Source organism: Asticcacaulis sp. (assembly GCF_051954415.1).
GTDB lineage: Bacteria > Pseudomonadota > Alphaproteobacteria > Caulobacterales > Caulobacteraceae > Asticcacaulis.
Genome location: NZ_JBQCHT010000009.1, coordinates 26,990 through 44,076 on the forward strand (window position 1 = coordinate 26,990; position 17,087 = coordinate 44,076).

General features: G+C 61.9%; 13 protein-coding genes. 6 read left to right on the forward strand and 7 right to left on the reverse strand.

The features are described 5' to 3' along the window. Positions 1-795 carry a hypothetical protein gene (locus tag ACTHND_RS02940; protein ID WP_440175808.1) on the reverse strand — a complete coding sequence of 265 codons (795 nt, stop codon included), beginning with the start codon at positions 793-795 and terminating at the stop codon, positions 1-3. Between the two features lie 98 nt (positions 796-893). Further along, on the reverse strand, positions 894-2,342 hold the full coding sequence (locus ACTHND_RS02945) for a DUF4832 domain-containing protein (protein WP_440175809.1): 1,449 nt from the start codon (positions 2,340-2,342) through the stop codon (positions 894-896). A 229-nt stretch (positions 2,343-2,571) separates the two neighbouring features. Here ACTHND_RS02945 and ACTHND_RS02950 point away from each other — a divergent pair, with 229 nt between their 5' ends. Beyond that, positions 2,572-3,918, forward strand: coding sequence for a GGDEF domain-containing protein (locus tag ACTHND_RS02950; protein ID WP_440175810.1), 1,347 nt, complete (start codon positions 2,572-2,574; stop codon positions 3,916-3,918). 10 nt (positions 3,919-3,928) lie between these two features. On the opposite strand, the gene ACTHND_RS02955 is transcribed toward ACTHND_RS02950, so the two are convergent. Then, positions 3,929-5,056, reverse strand: a complete 1,128-nt coding sequence (locus tag ACTHND_RS02955) for an HAAS signaling domain-containing protein (protein ID WP_440175812.1) — start codon at positions 5,054-5,056, stop codon at positions 3,929-3,931. A gap of 10 nt (positions 5,057-5,066) precedes the next feature. After that, positions 5,067-5,408: a PadR family transcriptional regulator gene (locus tag ACTHND_RS02960; RefSeq protein WP_440175813.1), complete on the reverse strand. Its 342-nt coding sequence runs from the start codon at positions 5,406-5,408 to the stop codon at positions 5,067-5,069. A 153-nt stretch (positions 5,409-5,561) separates the two neighbouring features. On the opposite strand from ACTHND_RS02960, the gene ACTHND_RS02965 reads away from it, so the two are divergent. The 5 genes from ACTHND_RS02965 to ACTHND_RS02985 all read left to right on the forward strand — a co-directional run bounded on the left by ACTHND_RS02965 (position 5,562) and on the right by ACTHND_RS02985 (position 14,387). Next, positions 5,562-7,481: a glycoside hydrolase gene (locus ACTHND_RS02965; RefSeq protein ID WP_440175814.1), complete on the forward strand. Its 1,920-nt coding sequence runs from the start codon at positions 5,562-5,564 to the stop codon at positions 7,479-7,481. Between the two features lie 81 nt (positions 7,482-7,562). Beyond that, complete coding sequence (locus tag ACTHND_RS02970; protein WP_440175815.1) at positions 7,563-9,305, forward strand: SLC13 family permease; 1,743 nt, start codon at positions 7,563-7,565, stop codon at positions 9,303-9,305. Between the two features lie 148 nt (positions 9,306-9,453). Then, positions 9,454-10,539, forward strand: coding sequence for a recombinase RecA (recA, locus tag ACTHND_RS02975; protein WP_440175816.1), 1,086 nt, complete (start codon positions 9,454-9,456; stop codon positions 10,537-10,539). Between the two features lie 366 nt (positions 10,540-10,905). Beyond that, entirely contained in the window at positions 10,906-13,542 is a 2,637-nt protein-coding gene (gene alaS / locus ACTHND_RS02980; RefSeq protein WP_440175817.1) for an alanine--tRNA ligase, read from the forward strand. A 59-nt stretch (positions 13,543-13,601) separates the two neighbouring features. Next, the gene (locus ACTHND_RS02985; RefSeq protein ID WP_440175818.1) at positions 13,602-14,387 is read left to right on the forward strand and encodes a glucose 1-dehydrogenase; all 786 of its coding nucleotides are present in this window, start codon (positions 13,602-13,604) and stop codon (positions 14,385-14,387) included. Here the strand turns inward: ACTHND_RS02985 and ACTHND_RS02990 are convergent. From ACTHND_RS02990 to ACTHND_RS03000, 3 genes are all read right to left on the reverse strand, one after another. After that, positions 14,371-14,958 (reverse strand): TMEM165/GDT1 family protein, encoded by a 588-nt coding sequence (locus ACTHND_RS02990; protein ID WP_440175819.1) that lies wholly within the window; start codon positions 14,956-14,958, stop codon positions 14,371-14,373. The two genes, ACTHND_RS02985 and ACTHND_RS02990, sit on opposite strands and share 17 nt — an antisense overlap. 214 nt (positions 14,959-15,172) lie before the next feature. Then, on the reverse strand, positions 15,173-16,096 hold the full coding sequence (locus ACTHND_RS02995) for an AEC family transporter (RefSeq protein WP_440175820.1): 924 nt from the start codon (positions 16,094-16,096) through the stop codon (positions 15,173-15,175). A gap of 250 nt (positions 16,097-16,346) precedes the next feature. Then, positions 16,347-16,964 (reverse strand): hypothetical protein, encoded by a 618-nt coding sequence (locus ACTHND_RS03000; RefSeq protein ID WP_440175821.1) that lies wholly within the window; start codon positions 16,962-16,964, stop codon positions 16,347-16,349. Positions 16,965-17,087 lie beyond the last annotated feature (123 nt).

Below are 17,087 nucleotides of genomic sequence, written 5' to 3' on the forward strand. Positions count from 1 at the left end.
CTACTCGAAGATCTTTTCCACGTTCAGGCCGGTATAGCGCTCCTTCTCGAAGCGCAGGCAATTATAGACCGTGGCATTGATCATCAGGAAGATGACGCTGGCCAGGCTGCCGGCGATGGTGAGCAGGACGAGCATCGGCAAGGGGGGCATGAAATCCGCGGGCGACGGTCCGGTGGTCTGGGCCTGCATGGCCTGGCGCATGATCGGCATGATGATGGGCATTTCGATGGCCAGCATCAGGATGTAGAAAATGACCACGATCAGGCACCAGAAGCCGAAGACACCCCAGCGGCGGCCCTTGGTCAGCGTGCGAGAACGGCCAAAGGCTTTGAAAATGCCCGATCTTTCCGCGACATAGACAGGTATGACAAGCGAGAAGATGGTGCCGAAAATAAAGCCGGGAACGAGCAGGAACAGACTGCCGATCATCCAGCCGATACCGCACAGCAGATATATCACGAAGATGGGGATCGCATTGACAACGCCATGTCTCAAAATCGTGCCCAGATTAACGGGCTGGTCCGTACCGGTCAGGACGGTGATCTCGGTCACCGCACTGATATGGACGAAAACCAGGAAATACATCACGAGCGATGCCGCTATGGTTACCGCCAGGGCCTTGCCCTGAAAAGCCGCCAACGTGCCCAGATTGACGCCCATCCCGAAGCGCAGGCCGAGGGTGACCAGCAGGTTCGGCCCCAGATAGAGCAGCAGGGTGACGATGAGCAGCGGAATGAATCCTTTCCGGATGCTGGAAAAGGTGCCGCCGAAGACATTGGCGATGGTAAATGACATTATGTTTCCCCCTTTTGTGACAGTGCGCTTTCGCAAAGTACGGTGTCGAGGCTAATCGTGAACAAGGGGATTGGCAAGTTTGGCTTTAAGGGCAGGGCCTACCTTATATCTAACGTGGTGCCGAGCGCGAAGGCGCCCAGGTCCGCGTCCCATGTCTGGCCTTTCGCCGCGTTATCGGCATTGGCCAGGCGGATAGCAAAGCGCGGATCGGCCTGAATCCGGCTGTCGGCATCGGGCAGGGCCAGCCAGACCTCGCGCGTGCCCGCGGGTAAATCCGCCGGCAGGCTGATTTTCAGGGTCTCAGTCGTATCCGCGCCCGGCAGCCAGCGGCGCGGATCGGCGCCGTTTGCTTCCAGGCGCCGAACCTCTCCTGAGGCAGGGTCGCGCAGGATGATCTCGACCGGTCGAGCATTATAAAGCCGCGCCCAGCCGCTGTTACGGACCACGATCGAAATGGCCAGGGCGCCGCCGTGCGTGGCGGTTTTCGCATGAGCCACACTGACCAGGCCGAAGCGGTAGCCCATATGGCTGCGGACCTCGGTCATGCAGCCGCCCTTTGTCCAGTTGTCATGGAACAGGCGGCGATAATAGCCATCATTCAGGTAGGTGAGATTGTAGCGCGCGCCTTCGGCCAGGATATCGGCGCAGGCGGTGCGGGGGATAGCACCGGGGTCATCGGCCGGATTGCAGGTCTCGCCGCCGAAGGGGCCGGCATCGCCAAGGGCGTCGGTGAACTGTTGTTCCTGTGCGCGGGTGGCCGGGTCTTCCGAATAGGTGCCGACATCTGTCTGGCTGGCCAGGAAGCAGTCGTTATGAAATCCGATACGGAAATTGTCTTTCAGGGCGGCGGTGACGCCCGGCGGGTTCGGATACCAGTCGTGGATATAGGGCGGATAACGGAACTGGATAAAGCGGGTCGGCGGCACGGCGTCGAGCAATGCGTCTTTGATCTGCGTGCGGTTCTCGGGCGTTGTGAGATTGTTCGATGAGGTATGCCATTCGCCCCAGGCGCCAATGAAACCCGCCTGCATGAAGGCGATGACATCGGCATTGCGGTAGAAAAGCGGCCTGAGCTGCGCAAGCTGGCTTTTCACCCGCGCCAGAGGAGCGTCCTTGGCATCATGATATTCGGTCTCGCCCTGCGGATAATTATAGGTGGTGCGGACAATCAGCTTGACGCCGGATGAGCGGGCGACGGCGAAGCCGGCCTCAAGCCGCTCCAGAAAGGCGGGCGGCAGGTCGGTGTCACGGTAGTCATCCAGATTGATCCGGACATAGATCAGCCGATAGCCATCGGCGTAGGCTTGCGTCATTTCAGCGGCGTCGAGCGCCTCCAGGCCGGTAGCCGACGCATGGTAGAAGCCGCGTTCGGGATTGGGAAAGTCGGAGTCTGTCGTGGCAAAGACCGCCTGAACCGCGGAGTCTGGCGCAGGCGGCGGTTCTGCCGGGGATGCCTGCGTGCTGGTGCCGCAAGCGGTCAGGGCCAAAGGCAGGAGCGCCGATAGCGCCAGAATGCGGCGAATGCGGGAAAAGGCAAACACAGTCATTGGTATCTCCCATGTCCACGCCCGGACAAATGCCGGGTGTTCTGTGGCCCAGATTAATCAGATGTAAAAATACTACAAGTTATAAAATGATATAAAACGAAATAAAAAGAAATAATATGGGTGCGACACTCAAAGTAACCGCGTTAACGCTAAACCTTCACGGTCCGCTTAGGGTTGGCGTGTAAGATATCCACAGGGGAAAATGGAAACCAGTGGGTTGAGGTAGTGAATGGCCTTGCGTATCAAGGGCTTGCCTAAGGATTTCGCGGAACGGGCCGGAAGGCTTGCGCGCCTGCTGGCGAATGTCCGGTTTGAACTGGCGCTGCTGGGCTTGCTGCTGCTCACAGCCGGCGCCGTTGTCTGGCAGGATCAGATACTCCTGCGCACCACGCACTTTACGCCGGCCAGCACCGCCTCAAACAGCCACCTGGTCTTTTCCGACGCCGATTCCGGCGGCAAAACGGTGGTGCGGGGCACCGGACCTCTGGCCTGGGATTGCGATCTGCGAACCGGCAATCCTTATCCCTATTGCGGCTATGAGCTGTTTGTCGACGGCAATCGTGGCACGCACGGTCTGAACCTGACCAATATGCGCACGCTTACCATCACCCTGATGTACGAGGGCCAGGCGACCTCGTTCCGGGTGCATCTCAAGAATTTCGATCCCCATTACAGCCGCGCCACCGATGACGACACGCCGAAATATCTGCGTGTGGAGGCCGACACCACGCCCGGCAAGTGGCAGCGGACCAGTTTCGTGCCCGATGATTTCGGTGTGGCCGACTGGTGGTTGCGCAAATACAAGCTGGCGCCGCAGTATGGCCGGCCGCAGTTCGACAATATCACCTCCATCATCATCGAAACCGGTTCCGAGGCGCCGCTGGGGTCGCACACCTTCCGGATCAGGGATATCGAGATCAGGACCGCCATCATGAGCGACGCGCAGTGGTATTCACTGTTGCTGGGTCTGTGGATCCTGATGATCGTCGCCTATCTCGGCTACCGGCTCAGTAATCTGCGCCGTGCGTTACGCGAGCGCCGGACCCTGGAAGCCCTTGCCCTGCAAGAGGCCCAGGAAGCGGCGCGCCACGATCATCTGACGAAGGTGCTGAACCGCCGGGGCGTGACCGAACGCTTTGAGGAATTGCGCCGGGCGCGGCGCGAAGCGGCCATGACCGTTATCCTGATCGATATCGATCACTTCAAGGCGCTGAACGATCGCTTTGGCCACGCATATGGCGATCGGGTGTTGGCCCAGATTGCCGGGGTGATCAGCCGCAATGTGCGCGCGGTCGATCTGGTGGCGCGCTGGGGCGGGGAAGAGTTCGTGGTGGTCTGCGCCGGTATCGACCGGCGCGGCGCGCAGCGGGTTTCGGAAAAGATCCGCGAATGTATCGAGGCATTCGACTTCGGTGAGGGCGGCCGGATTACCGCCAGTTTCGGCATCCACTGGTCGAACGCACCGGAAACCGAACTGTCGCAGATGGTGGCCCTGGCCGATATCGCGCTCTATGCTGCCAAGGCCGGTGGACGTAACTGCGTGCGCCTGCACCGGCCGACCATGAAGGCGGCCTGAAGGCGGCTGATCAATCCCCCGGATAGCGCGGGGCGCCGGTGAGGAGTTCCCACAGGCCGCCCAGCGCCCGGCACGCGCCCCCGAAGGCGAACAGGAGCAGGAAGACCGTCACGGCCAGTTCCAGCGGAATGGGCGTCGGATGGGCGAAGAAGGCCTGGATGCGCTGGAAGAGGTGCGCGACATCATCGACGCGGACGGCATCGGCGATCGGCGAGGTGGTCCATACCCAGCCGGCCAGACCCATGACCGACAGGCCGATGACCATGTCGATCACGCCGCGCAGGCGCACACCCCGCGGCCAGGTCAGCACGGCGGCACCGAACAGGACGACGGCGCTGAAATAGGCGAGTACCGGCCAGTAAATGGCCGCCTTGAGCGCCGGCCAGTCGACCTGAGCCAATCGGCCGGGATCGACATGCAGGCCGGCATAATCGACCGGGATCGGGCGCAGGCCGAAACTGAGGATTCCCACCCACCACAGGATGAACACCACGCCGGCCACGATGGCGCCGACGCCGCGTCCGGCCGAGGACTGGCGCAGGGTCCAGCCGTGATAGGCGTAATTACGCGCTTCGGCGCGATAGGGCGCGCCCTTCTGCCACTTGTCGAATGAGTCACTCACATCTCCCCAATCCCAGATGGGGAAGTCGAGGAAGCGCAGGTCACGCACCCGCCAGGTCTTGAAATAATCGATGCTGATGCCCTTGCGCTCGATGATCCAGGCGGCGACCGTGGCGAAGCCTATCAGGGTCATGACGCCGGTGAGGCCGGAGCCGAGGGCGGTTCCGAATGCCTGGGCGGGATTGGCGCCACCCACGATGCGACCGAAGAAGACGATGGCGGATATGGCGATCTCGATGATCACGGCCAGCCGCACCGCGAATATCCAGAACGGATAGAGGGCGGGGCCGACGCTGTATTGCGGCCCGTCGCGGTAGCGCGCGGCGACAACGATCGGGTGGCCGAAATCGCGCAGGACCTGCTCGGTTTCGTCAGGCGTGAGCGTGCGGCCGAGTTCGCTTTCCTTCGCTTCGATGCGCGTCAGGATCTCGTCGCGCAGTTCGGCGATGATGTCTTCACGTTTCGCCCTGGGCAGGAGACGCGATACGGCCCGCAGATAGTCTTCCAGCATGTCCATTTTAACCCCATCACATCCGATTGTTCGTTATTTTCTCAAGCGAGGCGCTGATCGCCCGCCATTCCCCGACCAGCCGTTCCAGCATGATCTCCCCCGCTGGAGAGAGAACGTAGAACCGCTTTTTGCGCTTTTCTTCCTCGCGCCATTCGCTGACCAGCAGCCCCTGCGCCTCCAGCCGGCGCAGCAGCGGATAGAGGGTGCTTTCTTCCATATCCAGCCCGTCCTCGGCCAGGGCCTGGCGCAGGGTGTAGCCGTAGCGCTCGACCCTGAGCCGGGCGAGGACCGCCAGGCTGAGCGATCCGCGCCGTAACTCCGCGCGCAAACTCTCGAAAAGATCGCTTTCACCGTCCATATAGCCTGCGTCTCGTATAGTATGTGTTGTACACTGTATAATACACAGTATGTGTGGTGCAGTATGTTTTGTCAATAGCGGCTCACCGATACGTTAATTGCCGGGCGCTGGCGGGCCTGCTAGCGTCGGGCATATCTTACAGGGGGAGCGGAAATGATCAGGGGCGCATTATCGGGTCTGGCGCTGTGGCTGGCCGTTGCCATAGCAGGGCCGGCCAACGCTTCGCCTGTCGTCATGAAGATCGATGGCACGGTCTATAATGTTGATCCGCGCACTCTGGGCATCGACGCGCAACTGGCCGACGGCACGGTGGTGACGGTCATGCCGCCGCTCTATCCCGCGCAGGACATAAAGGTCATCGATGACGGCGCTACGAGCCCTCACTGGACCGACAGCGCCGGTCATGATCTGGTCCTTGCAGCGGAAGGCCATGCTCTGCGTCTGACGATAACGGGGAAGGCGGGTGAAGACCTGGCCTGGAACCTGCCGCCGCCGGCAGGCGGCACCTGGCTGGTGCCGGACGGGGAGGGCATGGCCTTTACGGTCAGTGATCCTTTCTGGCGGGCGGCCTATAACAAAGAGCATTGCCTGGGCGGCACCACGGCCCTGTCCTTTCCAGCCTGGAGCTACCTGACCGAAAGCCGTGCCGTGACCTATGCCCTGGCCGATGGCCTGCAATCGGAACTGTGCCTGCATGACCAGGACGGCCTTCAGGCGCGGCTGAAACATGCGTTCGGCCCCGGCGCGGAAAAGATCGAGCTTCTGTTCGCCATTCGGCCGCCGGAACCGCTGGCGCCGGCGCTGTTCTACCGGGAGGTGCTGAAGGGGCGCGGACAGTTCAAATCCTTTGCCGACAAGGCGGTGCCTGACCTGCCGCGCCTGTTCGGCGCGCCGCACGCCTATGTCTGGGGCGATGGCCGCGACCTGGCCTTTCTCGATGACCTGAAGGCGCTGGGCATCGACCGCATCCTGCTGGCCTATGATCAGGATGAACGGACCGGCAAATTCGTGGTCACGTCGGATTATCTGAAGAAGGCGGCCGCGATGGGTTATCTGGCGGGGCCTTACGAATCTTTCGATAATGGCCAGCCGGAGGCCACGGCCGACACGCCGGTGGCGATCTGGCCGGGTGATCTCTATCCGAAGGGCTGCGTCATCGAGGCCGATGGCAAGCCGAAAACGGGCTTCGCCAATCGCGGCTGCTATATGTCGACCGAGGCCATCGCGCGCTATCCGGGGCCGTTTATTCCCGGTGAACGCTATGCCCGCCATATCAAGGATGGCGTCAGCCATGTTTTTATCGATGTCGATGCTTTCGGCGATTTCTTCGAGGACCACAGCCCCGATCACCCGATGACCATGGCGCAGGACCGCGCCAATCGCCTCAAGCGCCTGGGGCTGGCGATCAGCCAGTATAAACTGGTGCTGGGGTCGGAAAGCGTCACCGCCTGGGCTGCGGGTGTGACCCACTATTCGCATGGCACGGCGCAGGCCCACTCCGCCGCTATCTGGCCGATGCACAAGAACCCGGATTTCGGCGGTTACTGGCCGCCGGAACGCCCGCCGATGTTCTTCAGGCCCGTGACGCCGACGCCGGACGAGGCACGCGCGCTGTTTGGCGCCTCGGACCGCCTGCCGCTGTTCGAGGCCGTTTTCCACGATTCGGTGGTATCGGCCGATCGCTGGGAATTCGGCCTGATGAAGATCGCCGGCGAGGAGCGGACCCGATTCGCCCGGTCATTGCTCTACGGCGCGCCGACCATGTGGAACCTCGATCGCCGCGAACTGGCGCGCATTGCCCCCTGGCTGAAGGCGGCCGAGGACGATTTCCACCAGGCGCATGGCGTGGATACGCCTGTGGCCCTGACCGGCTTCCAGTGGCGGACGCCGGATCGCCTGGTCCAGCAGGCCAGCTATGCCGATGGCCGTGTGCTGGTCGCCAATTTCGGCAGCACGGCTTGGCAGGGACTTGAAGGCGATTGCGTGCGCCTGACCCGGCCCGGTGCGTCTGCTATTGATATGTGTCCGCCGGCTGACCCGCCGCCCTATAAACAGAATGCAGCTCCACATTGAAAATTTAGCGCCCGGCGGCGGCTAATGGCTGTCCGTTTTACCGCGGCCCGATGGCGGGCGCGGCCATTTCCGGGGCCTCCATTGCTGACCGACTATGTGTCTCCGCCGCTGCTCTGTGGCATTATTCTCATCGGCGCGCTGGCGCTTTTCATCAGCGACAAGGTGCGCCATGACCTGATCGCCCTGTCGGCGCTGTTTGCCTGCCTGGCCACGGGCCTGGTGAAGTTTGGCGATGCCCTGAAAGGCTTTGCCGATCCGGCGGTCATCACCGTGGCGGCGGTTCTGGTGGTGGGGCGGGCGCTGGAACTGACGGGCGTGGCCGGCTGGGTCGCACGCTCGGTCATCCCGGAAAAGGCCGGCTTCACGGCGCGCCTGACCATGCTCTTGATCGGCGCCTGTTTCCTGTCGGCCTTCATGAATCATATCGCCGCCCTGGTCATCATGATGCCGCTGGCCACCGAACTGGCTCGCCAAAGCAAGAAGCAGGTGGGGACGGTGCTGATGCCGCTCTCCTTCGCCACCATGATTGGCGGCATGACGACCCTGATCGCCACGCCGCCCAACATGATCCTGTCGTCCTTCCGTGAGAAGGCGCTGGGCGCGCCGTTCGGGTTCTTCACCATGACGCCGGTGGGGCTGGCGGTCTGCGTGGTGGGGCTAACCTATCTGATCCTGCTGGGCTGGCGCCTGCTGCCGCACCGCAAGGGCAATGAGATGACGGCCGATTCGCCGTGGCGCGTGCTGGAACTGCCGCTCGATGCGCGCAAGGTGCTGGTCCGCGAGGATATTTCCCGGCAGTTGCGCCAGAGCCGGACGCGCATACTGGGGCTTCTGAGGCGTAACAAGACGATAAAATGGCCGAAGAACAACCGGGTGCAGTCGGGCGACCGCCTGCTGCTGATCTCGCGGTCGCTGCCGGCGGAGATAAGGGAAACGATCGATTTCCTGCGCGGCAAGGAGACGGCGGAGCCGGGGCATGTCACGGCGCGCCTGATGGTGCCGCATAATTCGCCCCTGATCGGCGAGACACATGATGCGGTAAAATCGCACAGCAATGGCGGCCTTGAAGTGGTGGCGGCGGGGCCGCGCGCCGCCACCCTGCGGTGCGCGCTTTCGGTGGTGCCGATCCAGAGCGGTGACCAGTTGTTCATCAGCGGTCCGCCGGATGATATCGCCCGTTTCGCCGCCAATGAACGGCTGATCGAACTCGACCGGCGCGATTCCATCCCCGTAAACCTGCGCACGGCGATCCAGACCGTGGCGATCTTCGCGGCGGCGATCCTGCTGGTGATTTTCACCGATGTGCCGCCGTCTTTAAGTTTCCTTGGCGCGGCGGCCTTGATCGCGGCCCTGCGGCTGATCCCGAAGGAAGAGGTCTACAGCTCGATAGACTGGAGTATTCTGGTCCTGCTGGCGGCGATGATCCCGGTGGGCGGCAGTTTCGAGACCTCCGGCGCGGCCGATTTCATCGCCAAAACCGTGGGTGGCGTCATGACCGGCTTTCCGCTGCCTCTGGCCATCGCTGCCATGTGCGCGCTCACCCTGTGTCTGACCATACTGCTCAATAATGTGGCGACGGCGGTAATCATGGGGCCGCTGGCGATCCAGTTGGCGCAGTTGCTGCATGTCCAGCCCGACGCCATGCTGCTGGCGGTGTTGGTGGGCACGTCATGCGATTTCCTCACCCCCATCGGCCACCAGAACAACCTGCTGATCATGGGGCCGGGCGGGTACCGGTTCAGTGACTATTCGCGGGTAGGGGCGCTGATGTCGCTGCTGGTGATCGCCACAACGGCCGTGGTGCTCAGTCTGCAGTACGGCTAGACTGTTGAATCCATTGCATGTTCTAAAAATGTTCCAAAATGCGGCTGGAACATATTGCGAACTTGGAACAAATGGGGTACGTGTTAATCCTCACGACGACGAAAACAAGCCCCGCGGGCGGGGAATCGTGACATAGGAGGGTTTGGTTATGTCATCTCAGGCGGTATTGAAATTGGTAGGCAAGAACGAAGGTGAAAAGCAGCGCGCCCTGGAAGCGGCGCTGGCGCAGATTGACCGCGCATTCGGCAAGGGCTCGGTGATGAAACTGGGCTCGAATGGCAAGGTCCAGGAAATCGAATCCGTCTCCACCGGCTCGCTGGGCCTGGATATGGCGCTGGGTATCGGCGGCCTGCCCAAGGGTCGCGTCATCGAAATCTACGGGCCGGAATCGTCGGGCAAGACGACCCTGGCCCTGCACACCGTGGCCGAAATCCAGAAGCTGGGCGGTACGGCCGCTTTTGTCGATGCCGAACACGCGCTTGATCCGACCTATGCTCATAAGCTGGGCGTCAATCTCGATGACCTTTTGGTCTCGCAGCCGGATAACGGCGAGCAGGCGCTCGAAATCACCGATACCCTGGTGCGTTCCGGCGCGGTCGATATCGTGGTTGTCGACTCGGTAGCGGCGCTGACGCCGCGCGCCGAAATCGAGGGCGACATGGGCGACAGCCTGCCGGGTCTGCAGGCCCGTCTGATGTCGCAGGCCCTGCGCAAGCTGACCGGCTCTATCTCCAAGTCGAAGTGCATCGTCATCTTCATCAACCAGATCCGCATGAAGATCGGCGTCATGTATGGCTCGCCGGAAACGACGACCGGCGGTAATGCCCTGAAGTTCTACGCCTCGGTGCGCCTGGATATCCGCCGCACCGGCGCCATCAAGGTGCGTGACGAGAACATCGGCAACAGCGTCAAGGTCAAGGTGGTCAAGAACAAGATCGCACCGCCGTTCCGCGAGGTCGAGTTCGACATCCTGTTCGGTGAAGGTATTTCCAAGATCGGTGAAATCATCGACCTCGGCGTCAAGGGCGGTATCGTCGAGAAGTCGGGCTCCTGGTATTCCTATAACTCGACCCGCATCGGTCAGGGCCGCGACAATGCCCGCGATTTCCTCAAGGCCAATCCGGACATGGCGAAAGAGATCGAAATGGGTATCCGCAAGAAAACCGCCGCCATCTCCGAAGAGATGCTGGGCGCGCCGGAGCCGGATGCCAATGATGGCGATGAATCTTTGTAATTACAGATTACGTTAGTAATCTGGCAAGGGCGACTGCCCGCCGCCGCTAATGCGGCGAGCCAAGCGGCGCTTGAGCTAAATATGATTGGGTTGGGCCGGTTCCAAACCCGCCGGTCCGCCGGCCCGGTCAGAGAAAGGCGCCCCGCAACGGGCGTCTTTTTTGTTGATCTCACCTCTTGGAGGGGAAGGTGGCGCGCAGCGCCGGAGGGGGTAACTACCGGCACAATTTTCAAGCTCCCCTCCAGATGGTTGAAGCATTAAGTCTCAACATATCGCAAAAAGATAGTCCGGCCTGCGCAAAGGTCTTTGCGCTTGTGTGTAACCCCCTCTATATAGCGGTCTTTATTTCAAGAACTGAAGACACTCATGCCGTCCTTAAACCAGATACGTCAGACCTTCCTCGATTACTTTGCCAAGCAGGGCCATGAGGTCGTGTCGTCCTCGTCACTCGTGCCGCATAACGATCCGACACTGATGTTCACCAATGCCGGCATGGTGCAGTTCAAGAACGTCTTCACCGGTGCGGAAACACGGCCTTATAACCGCGCCACCACCTCGCAGAAATGTGTGCGTGCCGGCGGCAAGCACAACGATCTTGATAATGTCGGCTATACGGCGCGCCATCATACCTTCTTCGAGATGCTGGGGAATTTCTCCTTCGGCAACTATTTCAAGGCCGAGGCGATCGAATTTGCCTGGAAGCTGATCACCGAGGACTACGGCATCGACAAAAACCGCCTGATGGCGACTGTCTATATTGATGATGACGAGGCTTTCGACCTGTGGAAGAAGATTGCCGGCCTGCCGGAATCAAAAATCGCCCGCATTGCTGGGTCGGATAACTTCTGGTCGATGGGCGATACCGGTCCGTGCGGCCCTTGCACCGAAATCTTCTTCGATCATGGCGACCATATCTGGGGCGGTCCTCCGGGCACGCCGGAAGAAGACGGTGACCGCTTTGTCGAAATCTGGAACCTCGTCTTCATGCAGTTCGACCAGTCGGCCGATGGCACACGCGTCAGCCTGCCCAAGCCGTCGATCGACACCGGCATGGGACTTGAGCGTGTCGCCGCCGTGCTTCAGGGCGTGCACAACAATTACGACATCGACCTGTTCCAGACCCTGATCCGTGCCTCGGAATCGGCTACCGGCGTCAAGGCGGAAGGCGACAGCCTGCCGTCGCATCGCGTCATCGCCGATCATCTGCGTTCGTCGTCCTTCCTGATCGCCGATGGCGTGACGCCGTCGAACGAAGGCCGCGGCTATGTCCTGCGTCGCATCATGCGCCGCGCCATGCGCCATGCCTATCTGCTTGGCGCGCAGGAGCCGCTGCTGCATAAGCTAGCGCCAACCCTGGTATCGGAAATGGGCGGCCACTTCGGCGAGTTAAAGCGCGCCGAGGCCACGATCGTCGAGACCCTGCGCCAGGAGGAAGAACGCTTCCGCCGCACGCTCGGCCGCGGCATGACCCTGCTTGATGAGGCGACGCGCGACCTGAAAGAGGGCGACATGCTGAGCGGCGAGACCGCCTTCAAGCTGTATGACACCTACGGTTTCCCGCTTGACCTGACTCAGGATGCCGTGCGCGCCAAGGGCCTGAGCGTGAATCTCGACGGCTTCGAGCACGCCATGGAAGCCCAGAAGGCGCGCGGCCGCGAAAACTGGACGGGTTCCGGCGAAAAAGCGCAATCGGCTGAATGGTTTACCATCAAGGAAGCGATCGGCGCCTCGGAATTTGTTGGTTACGAACATCTCGAAGCCCAGGCTCATGTGCAGGCGCTGCTGCTGGATGGCCAGCAGGTGAGCGAGGCCCTGGCCGGTGACACGGTTGAGGTCGTCTTCGAGAAGACCCCCTTCTACCCGGAAGGCGGCGGCCAGGCCGGCGATACCGGTACGGTCGAACTGCTGCATGGCACGGGCGTGATCAGGGACACCTACCGCCAGGCCGGAGACCTGATCGTCCATCAGCTTGAGATCACCGAAGGCACGCTCAAGCCCGGCGACAAGGTCGAGCTGAAGGTCGATGCCGAAAAGCGCCACACCACGCGCTCCAACCATTCGGCGGCGCACCTGCTGCACGCCGCGCTCAAGCACGTTCTGGGGCCGCATGTGGCGCAGAAGGGGCAACTGGTCGATGCCGACCGGATGCGGTTCGACTTCAGCCATGGCGCGCCGCTGACCGATGACGAGATCGCGCGCATCGAGGCCGAGGTCAATGCCGTGATCCTGCAGAACCAGGCCGCCTCCACCAGGCTAATGTCGCCGGAAAAGGCGATCGAAGCCGGCGCCGTGGCGCTGTTCGGTGAAAAGTACGGCGAGGAAGTCCGCGTTCTGGCGCTGGGTCATGCGCTGGAAGGCGAGGGGGATTATTCTGTCGAACTGTGCGGCGGCACCCATGTGGCGCGCACCGGCGATATCGCCCTGTTCAAGATCATTTCCGAAGGCGGCGTGGCGGCTGGTATCCGCCGGATCGAAGCCTTTACCGGTGAGGCGGCGCGCCAGTACCTGCTGGGGCAGGCCGGCGTGGCGCAATCGCTGGCCGATCAGTTCAAGGTGCCGGTGGCGCAGGTCGAGGCGCGTGTCGAAGCCCTGATCGCTGAGCGCAAGCGCCTGGAAAAGGAGCTTTCCGAAGCCAAGCGCGCTCTGGCAGTCGGCGGTGGCGGTGCGGCGTCCGGTCCGGAAGAGATCAATGGCACGAAGGTTATTGCCCGTGTGCTGGAAGGCGTCGGCGGCAAGGATCTGCGTCCGCTGGCCGAGGACTTCAAGAAATCGGTCGGCAGCGGCATCGTGGCCCTGGTCGGCAAGCTGGACGGCAAGGCGGCCGTGACCGTGGCGGTGACGCCGGACCTGACAGGCAAGTTCAACGCCGCAGAGCTGGCCAGGGCGGCGGTGATCGCCATGGGCGGCCAGGGCGCCGGCGGCAAGCCGGACTTTGCCCAGGGCGGCGCACCGGACGATTCCAAGGCCGATGAAGGTCTCACGGCGGTCAAGGCTCTGATTTAACCCGTAGCCACTGCCGATGAAAGTGATACCCTGTCTGGAAACGGACAGGGTATTTTCTTATGAACAGACTATTGGGCAAGACCGCCCTCATCACCGGCGCCGCCAGCGGGATCGGAGCCGCTATCGCCGAAGCCTTCGTGGCGGAAGGTGCTTTTGTTGTGATCGGCGACATCAACGCGGAAACCGGCGCGGCGCGGGCGGCGGCACTTGGCGAAAATGCCCGCTTTCTCCGCCATGATGCCACCGACGAGGCGCAGTGGGCGGCGGTGATGGCGACCATCGTAGCCGAGCACAGCGGGCTCGACGTGCTGGTCAATAATGCCGGCATCACCGGCACGGAAAGTGGCCGTCCGCATGACCCGGAGCATACCAGCCTCGATGACTGGCACCGGGTGATGCGCATCAATCTCGACAGTGTCTTCCTGGGCTGCAAGCACGCCATCCAGGCCATGCGCGCCACCGGGCGTGGCGGCTCGATCATCAATATGTCGAGCCGCTCCGGCCTGGTGGGCGTGCCGAAGACCGCCGCCTATGCCGCCAGCAAGGCCGCCATCCGTAACCACAGCAAGACGGTGGCGCTCTATTGCGCCGAGCAGAACCTTGGCATCCGCTGCAATTCGCTGTATCCGGCCTCGATCCGCACCGCGATGTGGGACGCCATGATCGATAGCGCCGATGACGAAAAGCAGTTGCTGGCCAATATGCCGCTGCACCGTTTCGGCCGGCCGGATGAGGTGGCGGCGGTGGCTATCCTGCTGGCGTCCGACGAGGCGACCTATATCACCGGTTCGGAATTCAACATCGATGGCGGCATACTGGCCGGCACGGCTACATCACCGAAGTGATATACTGATAAAGCGCCCAGGCACCGAAGCCGATAAACAGCAGGCTGGCGACGATCCGCACCCATTTCAGCGGCACATACTTCATGATCTTATCACCAAAGATGACGGCGGGGACATTGGCGATCATCATGCCGAGTGTCGAGCCGGCGACGACCATCAGGATGTTGTTGTATTCGGCGGCCAGGGCGATGGTGGCGAACTGGGTCTTGTCGCCCATCTCGGCCAGGAAGAACATGATCGTGGTGGTGACGAAGGCGCCATAGTCCTTTTTCACCGTGCCCTCATCGTCATCCACCTTGTCGGGCACCAGAATCCACAGGCCAAGCCCGATGAAGGAGAGGGCCAGGATCAGCGGCATCCAGGCTTTCAGCGCCGTGTGCATGAGCAGAGTGCCGCCGAAGGCCGCCAGGGCGTGGTTGGCGAGGGTTGCCACCAGTATGCCGAAGACGATGGGGATGGACTTGCGGTAGCGCGCCGCCAGAATCAGCGACAGGATCTGCGTCTTGTCGCCGATTTCGGAAACGGCGACGAGCAGGGTGGAATGGAGGAAGGCGTCGAGGGGGAGGGACACTTATGGGCTGCTATTCTGATCGGGCGCAAGGTTCAAGACATACGGCGCCATGCAGCGGCGCCCGATCAAAGGCGACGCACGACACCGCAGGTCTCACCTTGTCCGGCTGCCCGGACCGCTGACGCCATACCGATGCCCGGTAAGTGTGTTGACGGCAGCCCTCACTGACGTGAGGCGGTTACTCCCCTGAAGGATGGGGCGCTTATAGCGGCTTTCAGCTTGCCGTCAAGAGCAGGGCCAGCGCCGACAGCGTGAACAGGCTGATCAGGGTCGATTGTGCCACCGAACGCGCGGCCCCTTCGAACCACAGGCCGTACATCTTCGACTGGATGAAGACGCTGACCGCGGTGGGGGTGGCCGAGAGAAAGACGAAGACGCGGAAGGTGAGCGGATCGACGCGCAGTAGCGCCAGAACAAGGGCGACCAGGGCCGGCGCCAGCAGAATCTTGCCGATAATCGCAGCGGCGCTGGCGGCATCGGGCCGGATCAGGTTTGAGGCCGGCATCAGACCCAGCATCCCGCCGAGCGCCACCAGGGCGACGGGCGGTCCGGAATGGCCCAGCATATCGAGCGCATTTTCGATGGCGGGCGGGAAATGAAAGCCGATGACCATGCAGAGCACGCCGATCAGCGCGCCGATGACCGTTGGGTTGCGGGCGGTATTGATGAGCGCCATCTTCACCGTGTGGCCGGACGCCTTGGCGAGGCCGGCGCAGCCAAGGCTGAACAGGATCAGGAAATCGGCGGCCACAACCAGCGGCCCGGTCTGCGAAACGGCCGGGCCGAACAGGCTGATGGCGATGGGAATGCCTAGAAAAGCGGAATTATTGATGAAACCGGCCATGCCGGCGGCCACGGAGTCGTCGGCCCTGGCTTTCAGCCCGCGCGCCGCGATGACCACGCACATGGCCGTGACGACCATGACCGCGATATAGGCCATGAGCGGTAAGGTGAGGGCAGGCTGGAAGGGCGGCAGTTTGGCGAAACTGATCACCAGCCAGCACGGAAAGGCCAGCCAGTAAAAATAAGCGGAAAGGCCGTCGAGACCCTGGGCGTTCAGGCGTTTCAGCTTCACCAGCAAGGCGCCGAGGCCGATAAAGGCGAAGAAGACAAGGACGCGGATCAGGGTATCGAGCATACGGCTTCATGCGCTCTAAACCGCTGCGCGGCAAGTGCGGTCAGGCGCTGCAGAGAAATTCATTAAGCGCTTTTTCCCCCTCTCCCCATGACAATGGGGAGAGGACGGGAAACAAGCCGCGCCAGCGGCGCAGGTGACCGGGTGAGGGGCGTAATAAAGGGAGAAAAAGCCCCTCACCCGACGATCTGCGGCTTCGCCTTGCTCGTCGTCCTCTCCCCATGAAAATGGGGAGAGGGGAAGTTGGGCCCGCCTAGCCGGATCTGGGTGGCGGGCCGCGCAGCGGAGGCATGGGGATTTGCGCCGATTGCGCCGAGGCGTGTTTTTTCAGGACCAGTTTGGCGCGGGCGGCTTCGAAGTCGTCGGTCATATCAGTATAGATGACTTTTTGCGTAGCCGGCGGTGTGTTGGATGTCTGGCCGGAGGTCGTGGCCTGCGGGGCAGGCGTTTGAATGGCTTTTTGTGCTGCCTCCCACCAATGGCCCAGACCCTGACGACGTTCTTCGCCCCATTTCAGCGTATTGGCCAGGGAAACGCGCGCCTTGATGGCCGCTTCCTCATGCGTGGCGCGTTCGGCTTCTGCTTTACGCGGATCGGGCGTTGTGTCGCGCTGGCGCTCGGCGCGGTCGCAGCGGCTGTAGATGCGCTCGATCACGGCGGCCACACGCATGACCTTCTCGACACCCGGCATATCTTCGGGATCATCCATGGCGGTGATTTTGAGCAGCATCCGGTCGGCAAAGGCGCGCAAAAGCCCGCGCCGCTCTTCCGGGCTTAGGTGTTGTTGTGCTGTCTGGTCATCGAGGGACATCCGGATAGAATGCACCGGGAAAACGGAGCGGGGATAGATTAGCTTAGGGCGTAAACCCATAAACGGGATTCCCATTTAGAACTGATCGTGATTCAAGGCTTCCGGTGAACAGGGAGCCTTTTTCATGACGCGTCGCCGCTACGAGTTGACCGATACAGAATGGGATGTCATCGCGCCTTTGTT